The organism is Streptomyces sp. NPDC058619, assembly GCF_042717785.1.
GTDB lineage: Bacteria > Actinomycetota > Actinomycetes > Streptomycetales > Streptomycetaceae > Streptomyces.
Map to the genome: position 1 here is coordinate 38,330 of NZ_JBHXQN010000034.1, position 21,080 is coordinate 59,409.

Genomic DNA, 21,080 nt, shown 5'->3' on the forward strand with positions numbered 1-21,080 from the left:
GTGACGTCGGGATCACCGTACGTCGCCCACGCACGCACCGCGCCCCGAGCGAGGCGGCGGTGACGGCGCCCGGGCGTGCCCCCGTGACCGGCGCGAGCACGCCGCGCAGGACCCGCCCCCGTTCCTCAGCCGGTCGGTGGTGGGGTGAAGGCGGCTTCGCGGAAGGCGGTGCGGAAGGGGGTGGGGGCGGCCGGAAGGAGGAGTGCCCAGCGGCGGAGTCGGGGGGCGACCCACAGGGCGGGGGCGTCGGCCGCCGGAGCGTGGTGGGCCCAGACCCCCTGGGGCGCCGGGTGCCAGAGGAGGCCGCGGGCGGGGGTGAGTTCGCCGGTGCGGATGCGCAGGGACTCGGCGGTCCAGGCGGGGGCGATGCCCGGCCCGTCCGGGGCCAGGAGGTGGCACGGGAAGCGGACGAGGTCGGCGAGCGGGGCCCGGAGGCTGCCGTCGGCGAAGCGGGTGCGGGTCATGCCGAGGGGCTGCCAGACGCGGGTCGCGGCGAGCTCGGCGAGGGAGGTGCCCGCGAGGGTCTCGGCGAGCCGGGTGAGGGCGGCGGTCCCCTCGGGGTGGGTCAGCAGGTGGTGTGCGGTGGTGCCGGGGGCGGACGTCGTGTCCCCGTACGCGGTCAGGGGGGTGTGCAGGTGGAGCGAGCCGTCGGCGACCAGGCTGCCGAGGGCCGGCCACAGGGCCAGGACGGTGGCGAGCCCGTCGACGTCGAGGTCCCCCGGCTCCGCCCCGGCGCCGCCGCCGCCCGCCGTGCGCGCGGCGCCCGTGATGTCCTCGCCGCCCCGGCCGTCCGGGGGGACGGCGGTGTCCGCGCCGGGTCCGCCGGCCGGGCCGGTGGACGCCGCGTGGACGCCCTCGGGTCCGCCGACGGCCCATACCGCGCCGGGGTCGGCGGACTCCACGAGCGCGCGGATGTCCTCGGCCTGGTCGCTCAGGAGCGTCATGGTCGGTCACGCTAGCGAACGGGTCCCGGCCCGGTGTCGCGTCACGCCGGAGCCCTGGCCCCGCCACCCGAATGCCGGGCCGCGGGTGCGGGCGCGTACGGACGGGGGCGTACGGACGGGGGCGTACGGACGGGGGCGTACGGACGGGGGCGGGGTGCCGGTCGGCACCCCGCCCCCGTCCGACCCGTGCGGCTAGCTCTTGTCGGGGCGGTCCGTCACCCGGAGGGTGTTCAGCAGGGGCTTGCCGAACCCGCCGTGCGTGACGAAGCGGATGTTGAGGACCCCGTCGGTGACCGTGACCGTGTAGGTGCGGGTCAGGGCCGTGTAGGTGCCCGCCTCCAGCGAGATGTCGAGGGAGGGCAGGACCTGCGCGCCCTCGGCCAGAACGTCGAAGACGCGCTTGTTCGGCTTGGTGGAGGAGAGCTCGGCGAAGCCCAGCTCGACCGTGTAGGTCCCGTTCGGGACGTTGTCGAAGCGGTACTCGTACATGCCCTCACGGGCGTTGCGGTACAGCTTCTGGTCGGCCGTTCCGGCGATGGTGCGGCCGGTGGTCTGGACGGAGGCGTTGCCCTGGTAGCCGTAGGAGCCGGCGGTGTACTTGCGGTCCGGGGACCAGGGGTCGCCCAGGGCGTCCGTGCCCGCGTAGTCGGAGCCCGCGTCCAGGGCGACCTGGTAGCGCGGGACGATGACCTTGACCGGGACGGTGAGGACCGGGCTGCGGCCGCTCACCGAGGTGATCCGCAGGTCGGCGGTCAGGACCGTGCCCGGGGCCAGCCCGGCGGTGTCGACGGCGAGCGTGACCGGCGCCTTGCCGCCGGTCGGGAGGTTCCCGGTGGCGGGGGTCGCCGTCAGCCAGGCCGCGTCCTCGGCCACGCTGAACGCCGTGCCGAGGCCGGGGTTCGTCAGGTCGAGGGTCCGGGTGCGCTTCCGGTCGGTCGGCAGGACGACCTCCACGGCCGACTGGGACGCGGTCACGCGGCCCGTGCGCAGGGACTGCGTCACTGCTGTGACGTCGGCGGCCGTGACGTCCACCGCCGCGGTGACGGCCTCGTACTGGGGTGCGGTGACGGAGACGGAGGTCCGGCCCGACGGGCTCTGGACGACGTACCCGCCGTCCGCCGCCGTGGTCGCCGAGACCGCCGAGTCGCCCGCGGCGACGCTCACCGTGGCGCCCGCGATCCCGTTGCCGTCATTGGCGTCGAGCACCCGGCCCGCCACCACACCGCTCTTGGTGGTGCGGAAGGCGATGGAGAGGCCGTCCGTGATGACGGGGGTGTTGAAGGAGTACTTGAACGCGTCGGTTCCGGTCGCGTTCTCCACGCCGACGGTGGCCGTGGAGCCGCCCTTGATGCCGGTGCCGCCGGTGCCCTTGTAGGCGTAGGTGACGGTGCCGTCCTCGCCGATCGCCGCCGAGAAGGAGAACTTGTCGGCCTGCGCCGACCAGTGGGACACCTCGCGCCACTCGATCACGTAGCTCCGGTGCGGGGCGGTGCCGGTGACCGCGGTGAAGACGCCGGAGCCGCTGCCCGCCGCGCCGACGACCAGGTCGTCCCAGAACGGGTAGAGGGCCGCGTTGGGCGTGGCCGTGCTCGGGAGGTCCCCGTTGATGTCACCGGTGTTGTTGCCGCCGAAGCTGACGGTGCCGTTGGTGCCGATCCAGGCCTGCCCGTACGTCTTTCCGTACAGCGGCAGCGGGAACGGCAGGTCGACGCGCTCGGTGGTGTTGTCGCCGGTCAGGGCGAGCTGGCGGCTGCCGGGGGTGTACGGGCGCTCGCCGGCGGCGGCGCAGGCGTAGCCGTAGCCGTCGGTGCGTTCGGGCAGGCTGACGGCGACGGTCGTGTCGCCCGCGACGGTCACCTGCGCGGAGCCGCCGGTCACGCACCGCGAGGTGTGGGTGGCGTTCACGGTGTACGTGCCGTGCGGGAGGGTGACCTCGAAGCGGCCCTGCGCGTCGGTCGTCGCCGTCACCGGGGTGTCGGCGAGGGTGACGGTGGCGCCCGCGGCGGGGCCGGCGGCGGAGGAGACCGTGCCTGTGAGCTTGCCGGAGGCAGCCTGGATGAGGGTGAAGTCGCCGGTGGCGGTGGCGTTCTCGGTCACCGTCGCGGTGGCGCTCTGCTGTCCGTAGCCGAACTTGGAGGCCGTCAGGGCGTACTCGCCGACCGAGAGGGAGGCGAAGGCGTAGCTGCCGTCGGCGCCGGTGGTCGTCGTACGGTCGATCGGGCCGTCGGCGGTGACCTTCACGCCCGCGACGGGCTCGCCGCCGGAGCGGACGGTGCCGCCGAGCGCGCCGATCGCGCCGCGCGGGGCGGCGTTCACGGCGGCGAGGGCGTCGAGCTTGCCCTCGCCGAAGACGTTGTTGTCGGCGGCCGTGCCGGCGCACTGGCCGTTGTCGGTGTCCTGGGCGGTGCCGTCGAGGAGGGACTCGGTCTGCGCGATGTCCCCTTCGAGGGCGGGCGCGGCGGACCAGAGCAGGGCCACGGTGGCCGCGGTGTGCGGGGAGGCCATGGAGGTGCCGGAGAAGGCCTCGTAGCCGCCGCCGGGGACGGAGGAGCGGACGTTCACGCCGGGGGCGGCGATGTTCGGCTTGATGATGCCGCCGGGGCCCGCGCCGCGCGAGGAGAACGAGGCGATGGCGTTGTTGATGTCGAAGGCGCCGGAGCTGTAGGAGCTCGCGTAGTCACCGGGTGAGCCGCTGGTGGAGCAGCCGGGGCCGGCGTTGCCGTTGCTGAAGGCCGGGAAGATGCCGGCGGCGCGCCAGGTGTCGACGATCTGCTGGTACCAGTCGTCGTGCGCCGAACTGCCCCACGAGTTGTTCACGATGTGCGGGGCCAGGTCGGGCCGCGGGTTCTGGCCGTTGAGGTCGGTCGGGGCGACGATCCACTGGCCGGAGGCCAGCAGGGAGGCCTCGGAGCAGGAGTTCGTCTCGCAGCCCTTGGCGGCGATCCACTTGGCTCCCGGTGCCACGCCGATCTTGTTGGCGCCGCCGTCGTCGCCGACCATGGTGCCCATGGTGTGCGTGCCGTGGTCGTTGTTGTCGCAGGGGGCGGCGGTGGAGCAGACGCCGGCCGGGTCGAACCAGTTGTAGTTGTGGTCGTAGGTCCCGTCCGCGCTCTTGCCGCGGTACTGGTTGTTGACCGCCGGGTGGGTGTGGTCCACACCGCTGTCGATGTTGGCGACGACGATGCCCTCGCCGCGCACGCCGGCCTGGTCCCACACCTGGGGGGCCTTGATCCGGTCGATGTTCCACTCGACGGCGTCGGCCGCCGACTTCTCCCGCTCGCCGTCGGCGGGCTTGGGGAGGGCGACCTTGTCGTCGGCGTCGATCCGGGCGACCTCGGGACGCTGGGCGAGCGTTCCGGCGAGCTTCTCGCTGCCGACGACCCGGACGGCGTTGACGATCCAGTACGAGGTGTACTCGGCCTTGGCGCCGTCCAGGGCCTTGAGGACGTCGGCCTGGCTGCGGGCCGCGTGCGCCTTCTTGGTCCGCAGCACGGTCTCGGCCTTGGCGGCGCGGGTCTGCTGTTTACCCGCGGCGGTCAGGTCGGCGGCGCTGTCCAGGTAGACCCAGAACACGGCCTTGGCGGACTCGTCGAGCTGGGCGCGAAGCTTCGGCTCGATCTTGCGTTCGGCCGCGCTCGGGGTGGGTCCGGGTTCCGGCGCGGCCGCGGCGACGCCCGCGCCGACGGGTAAGAGCAGGACCGCGGTGAGAGCGGCGAGCGCCGCGCGCAAAGGCCGTCTGGCGAGTTGTGCCACGTGTTGTCTCCTCGTACGCCATGTGCGGGATGTGCGGGAAAGATGTGTGTGACGTGCGCGGATCATGGTGATCGAGGTGCCATGCTCATTACAAGAGGGCCTAATGAGCCGTCGTGGCCGCCGGTGCGCGCCGGGTGGCCCTTCCCTCCCGCGCGGGCCAGCCTGAAGGCATGACAGCGCCCGCCGACCCGCCCGTGGAACCGCCCGTCGGCCCGACGGCGGACCACCCCGCCGATCCGCCGGCCGAACCCCCCGGCGGCTCCCCCGCCGGACGGGCCGCCGGACCCTCCGAGCAGGTCCCCGGCGTCCGGCTGGCCTCCGCGCGCGGCCGGTGGATCCTGCTGACCACCGTGCTCGGTTCCGCCATGGCCCTGCTGGACTCCACGGTGGTGAACGTGGCGCTCCCCGCCATCGGCGAGGACCTCGGCGCCGACCTGGCCGTGCTGCAGTGGACGGTCAACGCCTACCTGCTGACCCTGGCGGGCCTGATCCTGGTCGGCGGGGCGCTCGGCGACCGCTTCGGGCGCAGGCGCGTCTTCGTGGTGGGCGTGGTGTGGTTCGCGGCGGCCTCCCTGCTCTGCGGGATCGCGCCGAACGCCGGGGTGCTGATCGCCGCCCGGGCGCTGCAGGGGATCGGCGGGGCCCTGCTCACCCCGGGCTCCCTCGCCCTGATCCAGGCCTCGATCCGGGCCGGCGACCGGGGCCGCGCGGTGGGCCTGTGGTCGGGACTCGGCGGGGTGGGCGCGGCAGTCGGGCCCTTCCTCGGCGGCTGGCTGGTGGACGGGCCCGGCTGGCGCTGGGTGTTCCTGCTGAACGTGCCGGTGGCCGCGCTGTGCGTCCCGGTGGCACTGCGGCACGTACCGGAGTCCCGGGACCCGCGGGCGCACGGGCGGTTCGACGTGGCGGGCGCGGTGCTGGCCGCGGCGGCGCTCGCGCTGCTGACCTACGCGCTGATCGAGGCGCGGTCCGGCAGCCCTCTGGTGCCGGTCGCCGCGGTCGGCGGGGTCCTGCTGGCCTGCGCGTTCGTCTACGTGGAACGCAAACGGGCGCACCCGATGGTGCCGCCGGAGATCTTCGCCTCCCGGCAGTTCACGGCCGTCAACCTGGTCACCCTGTGCGTGTACGCCGCCTTCGGCGGCTTCTTCTTCCTCGTCGTGCTCCAGCTCCAGGTCGTGGCGGGCTATTCGGCCCTGGCGTCCGGGGCCGCGCTGCTGCCCACCACCGTGCTGATGCTGCTGCTCTCCGCCCGGTCGGGGGAGCTCGGGGAGCGGATCGGGCCGCGGATCCCGCTCACGGTGGGGCCGCTGCTGTGCGCGGCCGGAATGCTGCTGATGCTGCGGGTGGGGCCGGACGCCTCGTACGTACGGGACGTGCTGCCCGCTCTGCTGGTGATGGGCACGGGCATGGTGACCCTGGTGGCTCCGCTGACGTCGACCGTGCTGGCCTCGGTGGACCCGGGGCGGGCCGGGCTGGCCAGCGGCATCAACAACGCCGCGGCCCGGGCGGCCGGGCTGCTCGCGGTCGCGGCGCTGCCGCTGCTGGCCGGGATGGGGCCCGAGGCGTACCGCTCGGCGGAACAGTTCGACGCCGCGTTCGACCGGGCGATGCCCTGGTGCGCGGGCATCCTGGTGGCCGGTTCCGTGCTGGCCTGGGCGACCGTACGGACACCCGCGCCCGGGACGCCGTACCCGCGGCCGCAGTGCCGTACGCAGTGCGCGGTCACCGCTCCGCCGCTCGAACCCCCGGGCGCGGCGGAGCGGTGAGCCCTACCAGCGGGAGGGCGGCGGCGGGGGCACGACCGGCGGGCGGTCGTCGCAGGTGAGCGTGTTCGGCAGCTCCCAGGCGGCGAGCCAGGGGCCGATGGTGCCGCCGCCGTCGTTGCCCCCGAGATCGGTGAGGGCGAACTCCGATCCGGTGGCCGGGAAGTTGAAGGAGCCGCAGTTGTTGACCCCCACCGCGCCGACGTTGCGGGCGTCGACGTTCTCGAACGTCGCGGAGCCGGCCGAGCGGGCGCTGACCACGGAGGTGCCGGTGCCGTCGACGCGGGTGTCCTTGAAGTGGACGTTCTCGATGCGGTGCGTGTCCTTCACCGGCCAGTCGGTGACCAGCATGATCGCGTTGTAGGTGGTGTCGAGGAAGGCGTTCCCGTCGGCCCGGACGTCGGCCCCGTCGATGCTGCGGTCCAGGGCGTAGAACCAGATCGCGCCGAGCCCGATGTTCCAGTTCAATTCGTACGTGCCCGCGCGGACGGTGGTGTTGTCCGCGATCCGCAGCGACCCGGTGAAGGGCTCGGCGCCGAACCGGGCGCCCACGTGCAGGGCGCGGCCCTCGCGGACGGGGTCGGCGACGAGGTTGGCGGAGAGGGTGGTGTCCGAGCCGCCGTAGACGGCGATGCCGTTGGCGAGGCTCGGGCTCTGCACGGTGTTGTGGTCGAAGGTGTTGCGGGCGTTCGCCGTCTTCTCCGACCACAGGGCGAGGCCGTCGTCGCCGGTGCCCCGGACGAAGTTGTCCCGGACCAGCGAGTCGGTGACGCCGGTGTGGAAGTTGAGGCCGTCGGCGATCTGGTCGGTGATCACGTTGCGCGTGACCCTGACGTTCCGCATGGGGCCGTCGACCCAGACGCCCACCTTGGTGTGGTGCAGGTACATGCGGTCCACGGTCGAGTCGCTCATCGCTCCGCCGATGGCATTGACCTGGTCGGTGTCGACGCGCTCGCGGACGTCGCCCTCGACGGCGAAGCGGGAGAGGTGCACGTCGCGGCTGCCGCCGGCCGAGGCGTCCTTGCCGTAGAAGCCGACGCCCTTGCCCTTGACGGTGGTGTACCAGCTGCCGGCGCCGGTGATCGTGACCCGGTCCACGATGACGTGGCGGTTCACCTGGAAGGTGCCGGGCGGCAGGTAGACGGGGAGCCGGTGGCGCTGCGCGAAGGCGATCGCCCGGTCGAAGGCCGCGGCGGAGTCGCGACGGCCGGTCGGGTCGGCGCCGAAGAGGAGCACGTTGGCGGCGACCGCCTCCACGTGCGGGGCGCCGACGAGCTGAGAGTCCAGCAGGTCGATCACGGTCCACGCGGCGGCGGACCCGGCGGGGACGGTGAGGCGCACCTTCTCCCCGGCGCGGTGGGTGCGGCCGAGCAGCAGGCGCTGCTCGTCGTACATGTGGTGGGGACGGAAGGGCTTGGTGATCACCGGGGCCGGGGTGGTGGCCGCCGGTACGCAGCCGCACTCGGTGATCCACCAGTCGGGGTGCAGCAGGTCGGCCCGCGGGTCGTTGGTGAAGGGGTACTGGTTGTACAGCCAGGAGAACTGCGAGGTCAGGGTCATGGTCCGGCGGTTCTGGCCGCCCACGGTGACGTCGAGCGGGGCGGTGATCCCGCCGCCCTGCGGCGCGTCGGGGAGGCTGTAGCGGACGGTGACGGCATCGGCCGCGGCCGGCAGGGTGAACTCCACGTACTGGCCGGGCGCCAGCTTCACCGCGGTGCGGCCGGACGCCTCGGCCGGGAGCGAGTACGCCGTGCGGTCCGGGCCGATGACCTTGCCGTCGGTGGCCGCGTTCTCCGCCTCCTGCTCGGCGAAGTCCACCCGGGCGCCGCGTCCTTCGACGAGCGCGGGGTCGAGTCCCGCCCGGGTGACGACGGGGGCCGCGGCGCGGGCGGTGTCCGGGCGGGCGAGCGCCGGGGCCGCGCCCAGCGCTCCGAGGCCGAGCGCGGACGCTGTGAGCACCGCCAGCACGGCGGCCGTTCTTCTTGGGGGCATGGCCGGGACAGTAGAGCGGCGCGCAGGAACACAGCAAGGGTCGTGCATTGAATATTCGCCCCGCTGTCGAGGATTTGCAGCTTATTGTGACGTGGTGAACCCCGGGCCGGTCCGCACGCCAAGGAGACGGCGGGGCAGGCCGTGCCCCGGCGTTGTCCGGCGACCGGCCGCTGCGGCTGCTCGGGGTGGCGACGGCCGCCGGTGCGGTGGTCTGCACGGCGCCGGGGCGGCCGGAATTCGCCTCCACCCGGTGCGTGTTCGCCGCGGTCGCATCCCTGCCGGCCCTGGGGCGGGTGCGCCGCCGGGAGCCCGCAGCCCCTGTTACGCGGTCGGCTTGAAGTGACGAAGTTACCAATAGGTATGTAGTGACTTCATACGCCTGTCGCAGTAGAACTCGTTCTCATTCAGCCGAGAGTGAGGAACGTCACATGAGTGATAGTGCCCTGCCCAGAAACGGCTCCAACGGCTTTTCCCGGCGCGGATTTCTTGCAAGAACAGGTTCTATTCTGGGCGCGGTTGCCCTTTCCGCCCAGGTCCTCCCCGCCCATGCGGCGCAAGCGGCGGCAGCCGGCGCCGCAATCGACAACGGGGCCCACGTCCCGGTCCTGGTGATCGGTACCGGATACGGCGGATCCGTCGCGGCCCTGCGCCTGGCGCAGGCCGGTGTCAACGTGCACATGGTCGAGATGGGCATGGCCTGGGACACCCCCGGGAGCGACGGCAAGATCTTCGCCCACACCACCAACCCGGACTACCGCTCCTACTGGCTGCGCACGAAGACGAAGGCGCCGCTCAGCAACTTCCTCGGGTTCCCGATCGACAAGAACGTGCCCAAGTACACGGGCATCCTCGACGCCGAGGAGATGGGCGGGATCATCGTCTACCAGGGCCGCGGCGTGGGCGGCGGCTCGCTCGTCAACGGCGGCATGGCCGTGACGCCCAAGCGGCAGAACTTCAGCTCCGTACTGCCCTCGGTGAACGCCGACGAGATGTACGACATCTACTACCCTCGCGCCAACGCCGGCCTCGGGGTGGACCTCATCGACCCGGCCTGGTTCGACACCGTCGACTGCTACCAGTACGCCCGCGTCGGCCGCAAGCACGCCCAGCGCTCGGGCTTCCCCTTCGTCTTCGTCCCCGACGTGTACGACTGGGACTACATGAAGCAGGAGGCGGCCGGCACCGTCCCCAAGTCCGCGGTGAGCGGCGAGATCCTCTACGGCAACAACTACGGCAAGAAGTCGCTCCAGCAGACGTACATCGCGTCCGCCGAGGCCACCGGAAGGGTCACCATCTCGCCCCTCCACCAGGTCACCTCGGTCGCCCCCGCCGCGGGCGGCGGCTACACCGTCTCCCTCAACCAGCTGACGACCGACGGCAGCGTCTCGGCCTCCAAGAGCGTCACCGCCGACCGGGTGTTCTTCGCGGCCGGCAGCGTCGGCACCAGCAAGCTGCTCGTCAAGCTGAAGGCCACCGGCGTCCTGCCCCACCTGAACAACGAGATCGGCAAGGGCTGGGGCGACAACGGCAACGTCATGTGCGGCCGCGCGAACCACATGTGGGACGCGACCGGCAAGGTCCAGGCCGCCATCCCCTGCGGCGGCATCGACAACTGGGACGCGGGCGGCGCCTTCGCCGAGGTCGCGCCGCTGCCGACCGGCATCGAGACGTACGCCTCCTTCTACCTGTCGATCACCAAGAACCCGCACCGCGCCGAATTCTCCTGGAACGCGGCGGCGGGCAAGGTCGACCTCAACTGGCAGACGGCCTGGAAGCAGGCGTCCATCGACATGGCCAAGACCATCTTCGACAAGATCAACAAGAAGGAGGGGACGATCTACCGCACCGACCTCTTCGGCCTCAACAAGATCTGGGGCGACCACCTCACCTACCACCCGCTGGGCGGCGCGGTCCTGAACAAGGCCACCGACAACTACGGTCGCCTGTACGGCTACACGGGCCTGTACGTGATCGACGGCGCACTGATCCCCGGCAACACCAGCGTCAACCCGTTCGTCACCATCACGGCGCTCGCCGAGCGGAACATCGAGAAGATCATCGCCACCGACCTGTAGCGGGACGGGCGGGCACGGAAGCCGGGGCCGGCCGGACACGCCGATCGGCCCCGAACCCATGTCAGTGGCCCGGCAGCATGCAGACGCTGTCGAGGCCGAGCACGTGGTTGAGCCGGCCGAAGGCCAGCCAGGACCCGATGCTCATGGTCAGCTCGACGATCTCGAGCTGACTGTAGGACCCCTTCATCCGGTCCCAGAACTCGTCGTCGAGCCCGTGGTGGTCGAGGGTGTAGCGCTCGGCGTACTCCGCCGCCAGACGGGTCCGCTCGTCGAAGCGGTCCGTGGTGCGCCACTCCGTCACGGCGTCGGAGAACTCCTCCTCGACCTTCTCGCCCTCGCGCTCGGTGCGCCAGTCCAGGCAGAAGACGCACCCGTTGATCTGCGCGACGCGCAGCCGGGCGGCCTCGAACTCGCGCAGACCCAGGGTGGTGTGGGCGTACACGGACAGGGAGAAGTTGGCCGCGGCCATGCCGATGCCGGGGACCATGTCGCCCCACACGTACTCGATCGGATGCTGGCCTTCGGGGATGTCGATCCTCATGGCTGTTTCCTTCCGAGTTTTCCGACGGCGGGGCGCATCGGGACGTCGAGGGCGTCGTAGAGGCCCGGTTCGGCCTCGGCGAGCCAGTCGATGGCGCCGACCAGGCGGCCGACGGCGGTGGCGTTCCCGCCGGCGGAGCGGTTCTCCCCCTCGTCGGTGGCCTCGATCGTGACCTCGATGCGGGGACGGCCCTCGATGACGACGCGGTGGGCGCCGTCGCCCCCGTCGGGCGGTGACGGCCAGTCCGGGGCGCACGAGGCGTGGATGCGGGTGACGTGCTCGATGACGATGCGGGGTTCGCCCTCGACGATGCCCTGCACCTCGAAGCGGACGGCGCCCTGCGTCCCGGCCTCGAACTCGCCCATGGTCCGGGTGGTGACGGTGGTGTCCAGCGCCCGCCGTTCCAACGTCTCGCGTATCTCGTCGAGTTCGACGCCGAGCGCCCGCGCCATCATCCGCACCTGCCCGCCCCACACCATCGTGGGGATCGAGGGCAGGAGCATCATGGGCTCGTAGTCCATGGGCTGGCCCATGCCGATGAGGTAGCGCACGGAGTCCTGCTGGTCGTACGTGGAGTAGTCGAAGATCTCCTGGCAGCGGATCACGTCGACGGTGGTGCCGAGCCCGCTGAGCAGCAGCGGCAGCACGTCGTTGCCCCAGCCGGGGTCGACGCCGGAGGCGAAGAGGGAGCCGCCGCCCTCGGCGACCGCGGCCAGCACCGGGTCCCGGAACTCGGCGGGGGCGCTGCGGTGGTCGTACAGCGGGTAGAGCGCGGGGCTGACGACGACGGCGCCGGAGCGGACCGCCCGGGTGATGTCGGCCAGCGCGTCGTCGGGGCGGACGTCCCCGGAGGCCGCGTAGACCACGGCCCGCGGGCCGGCGGCGAGGACGGCTTCGATGTCGTCGGTGGCCGCGACCCCCAACGGGTGGTCGAGTTGGCCGAGTTCGCCCGCGTCGCGGCCGACCTTGGCTGGATCGTGGACGATGACAGCGGTGAGTTTCAGTGCCGGATGGGCCTCGACGGCGCGGATGGCCAAACGGCCGACGTTGCCGGTACCCCAGACAACCGTGGAAATCATGCGCGGAGGGTAGCGACAGGACCTGCAGGTTCCTAGAGCCGCGAGCGGAAAGATGGGCCCGCCGTCACTGGTTCTCGGCCCCCAGGACGAAGAGGAGGTAGACGAAGAAGGCGAAGAGGTGGCCGACGAACAAGTAGGCGATGAGCCGGATCACCAAACCGCGCGGGAACTTCGACTCGATGCGGGCGCGGACGCCCGTCGGCGCGGACTCCTCCACGGCCCCCCGGGACGCCCCGGCGGGCTGCGCGGCCTCTGTCACGTGCGGCATGTTCTCTCCCTGGGACACGGGTACGGCTCCTCGGCTATCGGTCGTGCGTGGTCGCGCCGCCGAGACAGAGCCCGGCGAGGCTGCTCTGCAGCAGGGTGTGGACGAACAGCAGGTCGGCCCCGTCGGGGCCGGCCGCGGCGATGCGGTGCGGGGTGAGCGAGTCGAAGTGCGCGCTGTCCCCCGGTTCCAGCAGGTGCTCGGCCTCGCCGAGGTGCAGCCGCAGCCGCCCCTTCAGGACGTACAGCCACTCCTCGCCGGGATGCACGCGGACCAGGTCCTCCCTGCCGCGGGCGTACGGGACGTGCACGCGCAGCGCCTGCATCCCGCGCCCGGAGCCGCCCGCCTGCCAGTACGTCCACCCATCGGCCTCGCGGGCCCCCGGCGCACCGGCCCGTACGATGGGGTCGGCGACGGCGGGGGTCTCGCCGAGCAGTTCGGAGACGGTCGTGCCGTAGGTACGGGCGAGGCCGAGCAGGAGCGGCAGCGAGGGCTGGCGCCGGCCGGTCTCCAGGCGGGACAGGTGGGCCGGCGAGAGCCGGGCCCGGGCGGCGGCGGCTTCGAGGGTGAGTCCGGCGCGGCGGCGCAGCTCGCGCAGCTGCGGGGCCACGGTGGTCAGCTCGTCGGAGCCGCGGTCCGCTTCGGTGGTGGGACGGCCGGCGGTGTCGGGACGGCCGACGGTGGCGGCGCTGTCGAGCGGGTCGGCCGCGTCATCGGGGCCGGGTGCGGGACCGGGTGTCATGTACCGATTGAGCCAGAGAGTTGCCCTCCTGGCAATCGACCTTGCCTCTGAGGCAAATTCCCCCGACGGCCGCCGTCAACTGCCCGTCTCCTACCGTCCGACGACCGACCCCGACGGGCCGCCCCGGCAGCTCGTCCCGGGCGTCGCCCCGGGGGAAGCTCCGGGGGTGGCTTCGGCGTCAGCCCGCCGTGCCCTGCCCCAGCACCGTCTCCACCGTATCGGCCTGCTCCGCTGTCTTGTCCGGGCGGTGCCGCAGCACCCGTGCGAAGCGCAGCGCGACCCCGGCGGGGTAGCGCGGGGAGTGCTGGAGGCCGTCGTAGGCGATCTCCACCACCAGCTCGGGCCGCACCCGGACCGTGAACCCGTCGTCCGAGACGGCCAGCTCGCCCAGCGCGCCGGTCTGCCAGCGCAGCATCTCGTCGGTGAGCCCCTTGAAGGTCTTGCCGAGCATGGCGTACCCGCCGTCGGCGGCCCGCGCCCCCAGGTGCAGGTTCGACAGCAGGCCGGTGCGCCGTCCGTGGCCCCACTCGGCGGCGAGCACCACCAGGTCCAGGGTGTGCACCGGTTTCACCTTCAGCCAGTTCCGGCCGCGCCGGCCCGCGGCGTAGGCGGAGTCGAGGGCTTTGACCATCACCCCCTCGTGGCCCCGGAGCAGGGTCTGCCTCCAGAACTCCTCGGCCTCGGCGGCCTGCGCGGCAGGATCGTCGACGACGAGCCGCCGGACCCGGGCGGACTCGGGCACCAGGGCGGACAGGGCCTCGTGCCGCTCGCGCACCGGCAGGTCGAGCAGGACCGTGTCCCCGCAGACGAGGACGTCGAAGAAGCGGGCCTCCAGCGGGAGCGTCCGGCGGGCCGCCTCCACGTCGGTACGGGAACCCACGCGGCTCGCCACCTCCTGGAAGGGGACCGGGCGCCCGTCCGGCGCCCGGCCGATGACCTCGCCGTCGAGGATGAACCGCTCCCCCGGCAGCGACCGGGCCAGCTCGGCCACCTCCGGCAGCCGCCCGGTGATCTCGTCCAGGGAACGCGTGTACACCCGTACGCCGTCCCCGTCGCGGTGGACCTGTACCCGTACGCCGTCGAGCTTCTCCTCCACCGCGCAGGGGCCCAGCGCCTCCAGGGCCCCGGCCACCGACGCGGCGGTTGCGGCCAGCATCGGCTGGACGGGCTGCCCGACGCGGAGGGTGAAGCCGCCGAGTGCCTCCGCGCCCCCGGCCAGCACCGCCGCGGCCACCCGGGGCAGCGAGCCGTCCAGCATCACGGCCCGGCGCAGGCCGGCCGCCGGTACTCCGGCGGCGGCGGCCACGCCGTCCAGCGCCACGGCGTCGAGCGCGCCCTGGCGCACCTCGCCGGAGAGCAGGCTGCGCAGGAACGCCTGCTCGTCCCCGGTGGCCGCCCCCAGCAGGCCGTCGAGGACGCGGCGCCGCTCGGCCTGCGCCCCGGGGCCCGCGACGGCGGCCAGCGCGGTCACCGCCTCGTCGACCGCGCGGACGGTCAGCGTGGGGGCCGCGGCCGGTTCGACCTCCCGGGCCAGCACGCGCCAGCCGACGCCCGGACGGCCCTGCGGGAGCCGTCCGGCGAGGTAGGAGATCACCAGCGCCGCCTCCCCGGGCGGCGCGGCGCCGAAGACCTCCGCGAGGAGGGCGGACTTGCGGGAGCGGGCGGAGGTCTCGGCGACCTCCCGGGACACGCGCGCGACCTCGGCCAGCAGCATGCGGCCATCCTCCCGCCGGACGGCGCGCCCCGCAGGTCGGCCCCGGAATCCGGGCGCACCACCGACCGCGATTACGTCCGGCCCGGACGTGGAAGCGATCTCCGCATGACGGAAAGCGCGAGTCCCTACATCCCCTCGGCGCGGGTCAGCGTGGGCGGCGTACAGCCCGGCAACCCGCCGTTTCGCATCGTGGAGATCGACGGCGAGGTCGTCGGCACCGCGAGAGCCATGACGGACGTGCTCCTGGCCGCCGCGGCCCTCGGCATCACGATCCACGACCTGGACGACCCGGGCGAGGTCCGGTGGGTCGGCGGCGGGAAGTTCCACTGGCACACGGGCTGAGCAGACCGGGCGCACGCGGAGGGGTCCGGCCGCCCGCGCGCCGCCCGGCGTACCGCAGGCGCGGTACGCCGGGCGGCGCGCGTACTCCTCGGGAAGGGCGGGACATCCCCCTGCGGGCGCTCGGGCACGGGGCGGGCTGCGATTAGGGTTCCCACATGAAGCTCCGACTGCCCCGGCGCCGCCGCAGCCGCCTGATCGCGGGCGCGGCCGCGCTCGCCGTCGTCGCGGGAGCCGGTACGTGGACCGCCGCGGCCGCGGCCGGCGACGCGCCGGCCGTACACCGCGAGGACCGCGTACTGGACATGCCCGGCGCCGGCATCGACACCTCGTACTTCACCGCGGGCGGCGGGGAGGCCGGCGGGGGGAAACGGCCCGCCGTGCTCCTCGGGCACGGCTTCGGCGGCAGCAAGGACGACGTCCGGGCCCAGGCCGAGCAGCTGGCCCGCGACGGGTACGCCGTCCTGACCTGGTCGGCGCGCGGCTTCGGCCGCTCCGGCGGCCGGATCGGGCTCAACGACCCGGAGCACGAGGTCAAGGACGTCTCACGGCTCGTCGACTGGCTCGCGACCCGGCCCGAGGTGCGCCTCGACGCGGCCGGCGATCCGCGCGTCGGCGTGTCCGGGGCGTCCTACGGCGGGGCGGTCTCGCTGCTGGCCGCCGGGTACGACGCGCGGGTGGACGCGATCGCCCCCCAGATCACCTACTGGAACCTCGCCGACTCTCTCTTCCCCGGGGGCGTCTTCAAGAAGCTGTGGGCGGGAATCTTCTTCACCACCGGATCCGCCGAGGGCCTCCAGCAGTCCGGGCAGGCACCGGCCCAGGACGCACCGGCCCGGCAGGCGCCCTCTCAGCAGGCACCGACCGGGCAGGACGCGGCCCCGGGCGGAACCCAGGCGGCGGAACCTCCGGCCGCTCCCGGCTGCGGCCGGTTCCAGCCCGAGCTGTGCGCGATGTACGAGCGGGTCGCGGTGGCGGGCAAGCCCGACGCCGAGGCCCGCGCGCTGCTGGAGGGCCGCAGCCCCTCCACCGTCGGCGGCAAGATCAAGGTGCCCACCCTGATCGTGCAGGGCCAGGACGACTCCCTCTTCCCGTTGGACCAGGCCGATGCCATGGCCACGGCCATCGCGGCGAACGGCGCGCCCGTCGCGGTGGACTGGGCGGCCGGCGGCCACGACGGCGGGATGCGGGAGACCGGCCGGGCGAACGCCCGGGTGGCCGCCTGGTTCGACCGCTACCTGAAGGACGACGGCGGCGCGGACACCGGTCCGGCGTTCCGCGTCTCGCGCTCCGGCGGCATCGACTCCACCGACGGGCAGGTGACGCTGCGCGGCGCGGAGGGCGACCGCTACCCGGGTCTCGCCTCGGGCCCGGAGCGGTTCGCCCTGTCCGGGCGCGGGCAGAGCTTCGCCAATCCGGCGGGCGGCGCGCCGCCCGCGCTGTCCTCGCTGCCGGGCATCGGCGGTCAGCTCGCGGCCTTCGGGGCGGGCCTGTCCCTGGACTTCCCGGGTCAGAACGCGCGGTTCGAATCGGAGCCGCTGGCCGAGGACGTACGGATCACCGGAACCCCGACCGTCACCCTGAACGTGAGGTCGACGGCTGCCGACGGATCGGCCGTCCTGTTCGGCAAGGTGTACGACGTGGGGCCGGACGGACGGCAGCAGGTGCTGCCCAGCCGGCTCGTCGCACCGGTACGGGTGGAGGACGCGCAGCAGGGCCGGACCGTCGAGCTGCGGCTGCCCGCGATCGACCACGCGGTCGAGGCGGGGCACCGGCTGCGCCTGGTGGTCGCCGCGACCGACCTCGGCTACGCGACCCCGGCGGCGCCCGCCGTGTACACGGTCACGGCCGAGGGGCCGCTGGCCGTTCCCGTGGCCGCGGGGGTGCGCACCGCCTCGTCCGGGCTGCCCGCCTGGACTTGGGGGCTCCCGCTGGGCGCGGTCGCGCTGGCCGCGGCGCTGCTCGGGATCCGGCGGACCGGCGGCCGGAGCGGTGGCGGAGGGCTCGGCGGGTCACCCGCTCCGGAGCCCGCGCTGGCCGGCGTACCGCTGGAGATCACGGGGCTGACCAAGCGGTACGCGAAGGCCCAGGACCGGTACGCGGTACGGGACCTGTCGTTCCGGGTGGAGAAGGGCCAGGTCCTGGGCCTGCTCGGCCCCAACGGCGCCGGCAAGACCACCACGCTGCGGATGCTGATGGGGCTCATCTCCCCGGACGCCGGTGAGATCCGGGTGTTCGGCCACGCGGTGCGGGCCGGGGCCCCGGTGCTGTCCCGGGTCGGTGCGTTCGTCGAGGGCGCGGGCTTCCTGCCGCACCTGACGGGCCGCGCCAACCTGGAGCTGTACTGGCAGGCCACCGGCAGGCCCGCCGAGGACTCGCAGATGGCGGAGGCGCTGGAGATCGCGGGCCTCGGCGACGCGCTGGAGCGCGCGGTGCGCACGTACTCGCAGGGCATGCGCCAGCGGCTCGCGATCGCGCAGGCCATGCTCGGCATGCCGGACCTGCTGATCCTCGACGAGCCGACGAACGGTCTGGACCCGCCGCAGATCCGGGAGATGCGGGACGTGATGATCCGCTACGCCGCCGGCGGGCGGACGGTCATCGTCTCCAGCCACCTGCTGTCCGAGGTGGAGCAGTCCTGCACCCACCTGGTGGTCATGGACCGCGGCCGGCTCGTCCAGGCGGGCGCGGTCGCGGAGATCACCGGTGGCGGGGACACCCTGCTGGTGACGCTGGCGGGGCCGGTGGACGAGGTGGCCGTCGAGAAGGTGGCGGCCCTGGAGGGAGTGGGGTCCGTGGTGGCCGCCGACGACGGGCTGCTCGTACGGCTCGAAGGCGCGACGGCCACGGAGCTGATCGCCGAACTCGTACGGCTGGAGGTGCCGGTGTCCGGAGTGGGGCCGCACCGCCGGCTGGAGGACGCGTTCCTGACGCTGATCGGAGGTTCGGCATGAGTGCCGTCCAGGAGACCGCGCCCGGCTACCGGCCGGGCCGGACCCTGCCGTTGCGGGTGGAGGCGCTGCGGCAGTGGCGCCGGCGGCGGACGCTGGTGATGGGCGGGGTGCTCGCCGCACTCCCGTTCCTCATGATCATCGCGTTCGCGGTGGGGGGCGGGCCGGACGACGGTCCGGGCGGCGGCAACGGCCGGATCACCCTGATCGACACGGCCACCGCCTCGGGCGCGAACTTCGCCGCGACCTGCCTGTTCGTCTCGGCTGGCTTCCTGCTGGTGGTGCCGGTGGCGCTGTTCTGCGGGGACACGGTGGCCTCGGAGGCGAGCTGGTCCTCGCTGCGCTACCTGCTGGCCTCGCCGGTACCGCGGGCCCGGCTGCTGTGGAGCAAGCTCGTGGTGGCGCTGGGGTTCAGCCTGGCGGCGATGGTGCTGCTGCCGGTGGTGGCTCTGGCGGCGGGCACGGCGGCGTACGGCTGGGGGCCGCTGAAGCTGCCCACGGGCGGGGCGCTCGCGGCCTCGGAGACGGTGCCTCGGCTCGCGCTGGCGGTCGCCTTCGTCTTCGTGTCGCAGCTGGTCACGGCGGGGCTGGCGTTCTGGCTGTCGACGCGGACGGATGCCCCGCTCGGTGCGGTGGGCGGCGCGGTCGGGCTGACGATCGTCGGCAACGTGCTGGACGCGGTGACGGCCCTGGGGTCGTGGCGGGAGTTCCTCCCGGCGCACTGGCAGTTCGCCTGGGCGGACGCGCTGCAGCCGCAGCTGGAGTGGGGCGGGATGGTCAAGGGGACCGCGGTGTCGGTGTCCTACGCGCTGGTGCTGTTCGCCCTGGCCTTCCGGGGCTTCTCCCGCAAGGACATCACGTCCTGACCGGGAGCGCCCCGACCCGGCGGGACCCGGGCCCGCGGGCCCGGAGCGGACGGGGCCCGGGCGGGCGGGCCCCGGTCCGTCACGGCAGGACGCGTACGGGCGAGCCGTCGAGGAACGCGGCGATGTCCTCGACGGCTTCGCCGTAGTACGTGGCGTAGTTGGCCCGCGTCACGTAGCCGAGGTGCGGCGTCGCCAGGAGTCGCGGGGCGGTGCGCAGCGGGTGGTCCTCCGGCAGCGGCTCGGTGTCGAAGACGTCGAGGCCGGCGCCTGCGATCCGGCCGGCGTGCAGGGCGTCGAGGAGCGCGTCCTGGTCGACGATGGCTGCCCGCGACGTGTTGACCAGGTAGGCGGTCGGCCGCATCAGGGCGAGCTCGGGTGCGCCGAGCAGGCCCCTGGTGCGGTCCCCGAGGGCGAGGTGGACCGAGACGAAGTCGCTCCCCGCCAGCAGTTCCTCCTTGGATCCGGCGCGGCGTACGCCGACCTCCGCGGCCCGCCCGTCCGTGAGGTTGCGGCTCCAGGCCACCACGTCCATGCCGAAGGCCAGCCCGACCCGGGCGACCCGGCTGCCGATCCTGCCCAGCCCGAGGAGCCCGAGCCGGCGGCCGTGCAGGTCGGCGCCCAGGGTGCTCTGCCACGGCCCGCCGGTGCGCAGGGCGGTGTTCTCCGGGACGATGCCCCGGGCCAGGCCGAGCAGCAGCGCCCAGGTCAGTTCGACGGGCGGGGTGCCGGAGCTGGCCGTGCCGCAGACGGTGACCCCGTTGCGCGCGGCGGCGGCGTAGTCGATCACCGAGTTGCGCATGCCGCTGGCCACGAGCAGCGCGAGGCGGGGCAGCCGGTCGAGCAGGGAGGCCGGGAAGAGCAGGCGCTCGCGCAGGGTGACGACGATGTCGAAGTCGGCCAAGCGCGCCGCGAGCCGGTCCTCGTCGGAGAGGTGGTCCGTGAACGTCACCACCTCCACCCGGCCCGCGACCGGGCCCCAGTCGGCGAGGGTGGTCGCGGCCTCCTGGTAGTCGTCGAGAACGGCGCAGCGCAGCAGGCCGCTCCCGCCGGCCCGGGGACGGTTCACGCGCGGGCGCCCGGTGCCACGGCGTCGATCGCGGTGAGCAGCTCGGCGTCCAGGGGCCGGTCGGCGACGGCCGCGTTGGCCCGCACCTGCTCGGGCGAGGTGGCTCCCGCGATGACGGAGGCGCAGCCGGGCTGCGCGGAGAGCCAGCCGACCGCGAGTTCGAGCACGCTGCGCCCGTGCTCCTCCGCGAGCGCGGCCAGGCCTTCGACCACGTCGAGGCGTTCCTCGGTGAGGTAGCCGTCACGGCCTTCGAGGCGCGAGCCGGCCGGGACGGGCGCGCCGCGGCGGATCTTGCCCGTCAGGAGGCCGTTGGCGAGGGGGAAGTAGGGCAGGACGCCGACCCCGTAGTGCAGGGCCGCGGGGACGAGCTCGCGCTCGGCGGAGCGTTGCAGGAGGGACCACTCGTTCTGCGCCGACACGAAGGGCGTCGCGCCCGTTTCGCGGGCGACGTGGGCGGCCTCGGCGAGCTGCCAGCCGCTGAAGTTGGAGTGGCCGATGTAGCGCACCTTGCCCTCGGCGACGAGTTCGGTGAGCGCGGTGAGGGTCTCGGCGACGGGCGTGGCCGGGTCGGGGCTGTGCAGCTGGTACAGGTCGATGTGGTCGGTGTCCAGGCGGCGCAGGGACTCCTCGACGGCCCGCCGGACGTAGGCCCGGCCGCCGCGCGAGCCCGCGGCGGGCCCGTACTCCATGTCCATGCCCGCGAAGCCGAACTTGGTGGCGAGCACGACCTGGTCGCGGCGGCCCTTGAGGGCCTGGCCGAGGTGGCGTTCCGAGCCGCCGCCACCGCCGTAGATGTCGGCGGTGTCCAGGAGGGTGATGCCCGCGTCGAGAGCGGCGTCGACGACGGCGCGGGTGGCCTGGGCGTCGAGGCGGCCGCCGAAGTTGTTGCAGCCGAGTCCGACGGCGGAGACCTTCAGGCCTGAACTGCCCAGGGAGAGATAGCGCATGGGTTCCGTTTCTCCGCTCTCGTGGCGTCACGTGATCGCCGCGAAG

Annotated in this window: 16 protein-coding genes; 6 read left to right on the top strand and 10 right to left on the bottom strand. The window is 73.6% G+C overall.

The window, feature by feature from the left end; genetic code table 11:
• Window positions 1-125: 125 nt before the first annotated feature.
• Together ACFWTC_RS26945 and ACFWTC_RS26950 are read right to left on the bottom strand one after the other, a co-directional pair.
• Entirely contained in the window at window positions 126-944 is an 819-nt protein-coding gene (locus tag ACFWTC_RS26945) for a hypothetical protein (RefSeq protein ID WP_383930587.1), read from the bottom strand.
• 192 nt (window positions 945-1,136) lie between these two features.
• On the bottom strand, window positions 1,137-4,697 hold the full coding sequence (locus ACFWTC_RS26950; RefSeq protein WP_383932766.1) for a S8 family serine peptidase: 3,561 nt from the start codon (window positions 4,695-4,697) through the stop codon (window positions 1,137-1,139).
• Window positions 4,698-4,867: 170 nt separating this feature from the next.
• Here ACFWTC_RS26950 and ACFWTC_RS26955 point away from each other — a divergent pair, with 170 nt between their 5' ends.
• Complete coding sequence (locus ACFWTC_RS26955; RefSeq protein WP_383932764.1) at window positions 4,868-6,460, top strand: MFS transporter; 1,593 nt, start codon at window positions 4,868-4,870, stop codon at window positions 6,458-6,460.
• Between the two features lie 3 nt (window positions 6,461-6,463).
• Here the strand turns inward: ACFWTC_RS26955 and ACFWTC_RS26960 are convergent, their stop codons facing one another.
• Window positions 6,464-8,449, bottom strand: a complete 1,986-nt coding sequence (locus ACFWTC_RS26960) for a glycosyl hydrolase family 28-related protein (RefSeq protein ID WP_384074721.1) — start codon at window positions 8,447-8,449, stop codon at window positions 6,464-6,466.
• Between the two features lie 152 nt (window positions 8,450-8,601).
• Between ACFWTC_RS26960 and ACFWTC_RS26965 the strand changes: the two genes are divergently transcribed.
• Both ACFWTC_RS26965 and ACFWTC_RS26970 read left to right on the top strand, forming a co-directional pair.
• Window positions 8,602-8,787: a DUF6629 family protein gene (locus ACFWTC_RS26965; protein ID WP_383932761.1), complete on the top strand. Its 186-nt coding sequence runs from the start codon at window positions 8,602-8,604 to the stop codon at window positions 8,785-8,787.
• Between the two features lie 90 nt (window positions 8,788-8,877).
• Window positions 8,878-10,524 (top strand): GMC oxidoreductase, encoded by a 1,647-nt coding sequence (locus tag ACFWTC_RS26970; protein ID WP_384074722.1) that lies wholly within the window; start codon window positions 8,878-8,880, stop codon window positions 10,522-10,524.
• A gap of 61 nt (window positions 10,525-10,585) precedes the next feature.
• Here the strand turns inward: ACFWTC_RS26970 and ACFWTC_RS26975 are convergent, their stop codons facing one another.
• From ACFWTC_RS26975 to ACFWTC_RS26995, 5 genes are all read right to left on the bottom strand, one after another.
• Window positions 10,586-11,065 (bottom strand): carboxymuconolactone decarboxylase family protein, encoded by a 480-nt coding sequence (locus ACFWTC_RS26975; RefSeq protein WP_383932757.1) that lies wholly within the window; start codon window positions 11,063-11,065, stop codon window positions 10,586-10,588.
• On the bottom strand, window positions 11,062-12,144 hold the full coding sequence (locus tag ACFWTC_RS26980) for a dihydrodipicolinate reductase (protein WP_384074725.1): 1,083 nt from the start codon (window positions 12,142-12,144) through the stop codon (window positions 11,062-11,064). Before ACFWTC_RS26980 ends, ACFWTC_RS26975 begins: the two co-directional genes overlap by 4 nt.
• Window positions 12,145-12,208: 64 nt before the next feature.
• Window positions 12,209-12,412 (bottom strand): DUF6126 family protein, encoded by a 204-nt coding sequence (locus ACFWTC_RS26985; protein WP_383933456.1) that lies wholly within the window; start codon window positions 12,410-12,412, stop codon window positions 12,209-12,211.
• A 34-nt stretch (window positions 12,413-12,446) separates the two neighbouring features.
• Window positions 12,447-13,151 carry a helix-turn-helix domain-containing protein gene (locus ACFWTC_RS26990; RefSeq protein WP_383933454.1) on the bottom strand — a complete coding sequence of 235 codons (705 nt, stop codon included), beginning with the start codon at window positions 13,149-13,151 and terminating at the stop codon, window positions 12,447-12,449.
• A 178-nt stretch (window positions 13,152-13,329) separates the two neighbouring features.
• The gene (locus tag ACFWTC_RS26995; RefSeq protein WP_383933452.1) at window positions 13,330-14,865 is read right to left on the bottom strand and encodes an ATP-dependent DNA ligase; all 1,536 of its coding nucleotides are present in this window, start codon (window positions 14,863-14,865) and stop codon (window positions 13,330-13,332) included.
• A 105-nt stretch (window positions 14,866-14,970) separates the two neighbouring features.
• Between ACFWTC_RS26995 and ACFWTC_RS27000 the strand changes: the two genes are divergently transcribed.
• The 3 genes from ACFWTC_RS27000 (at window position 14,971) to ACFWTC_RS27010 (ending at window position 19,021) form a co-directional block, all read left to right on the top strand.
• Window positions 14,971-15,207 (top strand): hypothetical protein, encoded by a 237-nt coding sequence (locus ACFWTC_RS27000; RefSeq protein ID WP_383933450.1) that lies wholly within the window; start codon window positions 14,971-14,973, stop codon window positions 15,205-15,207.
• Between the two features lie 155 nt (window positions 15,208-15,362).
• Window positions 15,363-18,158, top strand: coding sequence for an alpha/beta fold hydrolase (locus tag ACFWTC_RS27005; RefSeq protein WP_384074728.1), 2,796 nt, complete (start codon window positions 15,363-15,365; stop codon window positions 18,156-18,158).
• Window positions 18,155-19,021, top strand: a complete 867-nt coding sequence (locus tag ACFWTC_RS27010; RefSeq protein ID WP_384074731.1) for an ABC transporter permease — start codon at window positions 18,155-18,157, stop codon at window positions 19,019-19,021. Before ACFWTC_RS27005 ends, ACFWTC_RS27010 begins: the two co-directional genes overlap by 4 nt.
• A 79-nt stretch (window positions 19,022-19,100) precedes the next feature.
• Here the strand turns inward: ACFWTC_RS27010 and ACFWTC_RS27015 are convergent, their stop codons facing one another.
• Window positions 19,101-20,087 (bottom strand): D-2-hydroxyacid dehydrogenase family protein, encoded by a 987-nt coding sequence (locus ACFWTC_RS27015; protein ID WP_384074734.1) that lies wholly within the window; start codon window positions 20,085-20,087, stop codon window positions 19,101-19,103.
• Entirely contained in the window at window positions 20,084-21,034 is a 951-nt protein-coding gene (locus ACFWTC_RS27020; protein WP_383931439.1) for an aldo/keto reductase, read from the bottom strand. Before ACFWTC_RS27020 ends, ACFWTC_RS27015 begins: the two co-directional genes overlap by 4 nt.
• Window positions 21,035-21,080: the final 46 nt, after the last annotated feature.

What these genes read in the sequence shown, in the direction of transcription:
- ACFWTC_RS26945 (WP_383930587.1), bottom strand. Translation starts at nt 944, where the DNA reads ATGACGCTCCTGAGCGACCAGGCCGAGGACATCCGCGCGCTCGTGGAG.
- ACFWTC_RS26955 (WP_383932764.1), top strand. Translation starts at nt 4,868, where the DNA reads ATGACAGCGCCCGCCGACCCGCCCGTGGAACCGCCCGTCGGCCCGACG.
- ACFWTC_RS26960 (WP_384074721.1), bottom strand. Translation starts at nt 8,449, where the DNA reads ATGCCCCCAAGAAGAACGGCCGCCGTGCTGGCGGTGCTCACAGCGTCC.
- ACFWTC_RS26970 (WP_384074722.1), top strand. Translation starts at nt 8,878, where the DNA reads ATGAGTGATAGTGCCCTGCCCAGAAACGGCTCCAACGGCTTTTCCCGG.
- ACFWTC_RS26975 (WP_383932757.1), bottom strand. Translation starts at nt 11,065, where the DNA reads ATGAGGATCGACATCCCCGAAGGCCAGCATCCGATCGAGTACGTGTGG.
- ACFWTC_RS26980 (WP_384074725.1), bottom strand. Translation starts at nt 12,144, where the DNA reads ATGATTTCCACGGTTGTCTGGGGTACCGGCAACGTCGGCCGTTTGGCC.
- ACFWTC_RS26985 (WP_383933456.1), bottom strand. Translation starts at nt 12,412, where the DNA reads ATGCCGCACGTGACAGAGGCCGCGCAGCCCGCCGGGGCGTCCCGGGGG.
- ACFWTC_RS26990 (WP_383933454.1), bottom strand. Translation starts at nt 13,151, where the DNA reads ATGACACCCGGTCCCGCACCCGGCCCCGATGACGCGGCCGACCCGCTC.
- ACFWTC_RS26995 (WP_383933452.1), bottom strand. Translation starts at nt 14,865, where the DNA reads ATGCTGCTGGCCGAGGTCGCGCGCGTGTCCCGGGAGGTCGCCGAGACC.
- ACFWTC_RS27000 (WP_383933450.1), top strand. Translation starts at nt 14,971, where the DNA reads ATGACGGAAAGCGCGAGTCCCTACATCCCCTCGGCGCGGGTCAGCGTG.
- ACFWTC_RS27005 (WP_384074728.1), top strand. Translation starts at nt 15,363, where the DNA reads ATGAAGCTCCGACTGCCCCGGCGCCGCCGCAGCCGCCTGATCGCGGGC.
- ACFWTC_RS27010 (WP_384074731.1), top strand. Translation starts at nt 18,155, where the DNA reads ATGAGTGCCGTCCAGGAGACCGCGCCCGGCTACCGGCCGGGCCGGACC.
- ACFWTC_RS27020 (WP_383931439.1), bottom strand. Translation starts at nt 21,034, where the DNA reads ATGCGCTATCTCTCCCTGGGCAGTTCAGGCCTGAAGGTCTCCGCCGTC.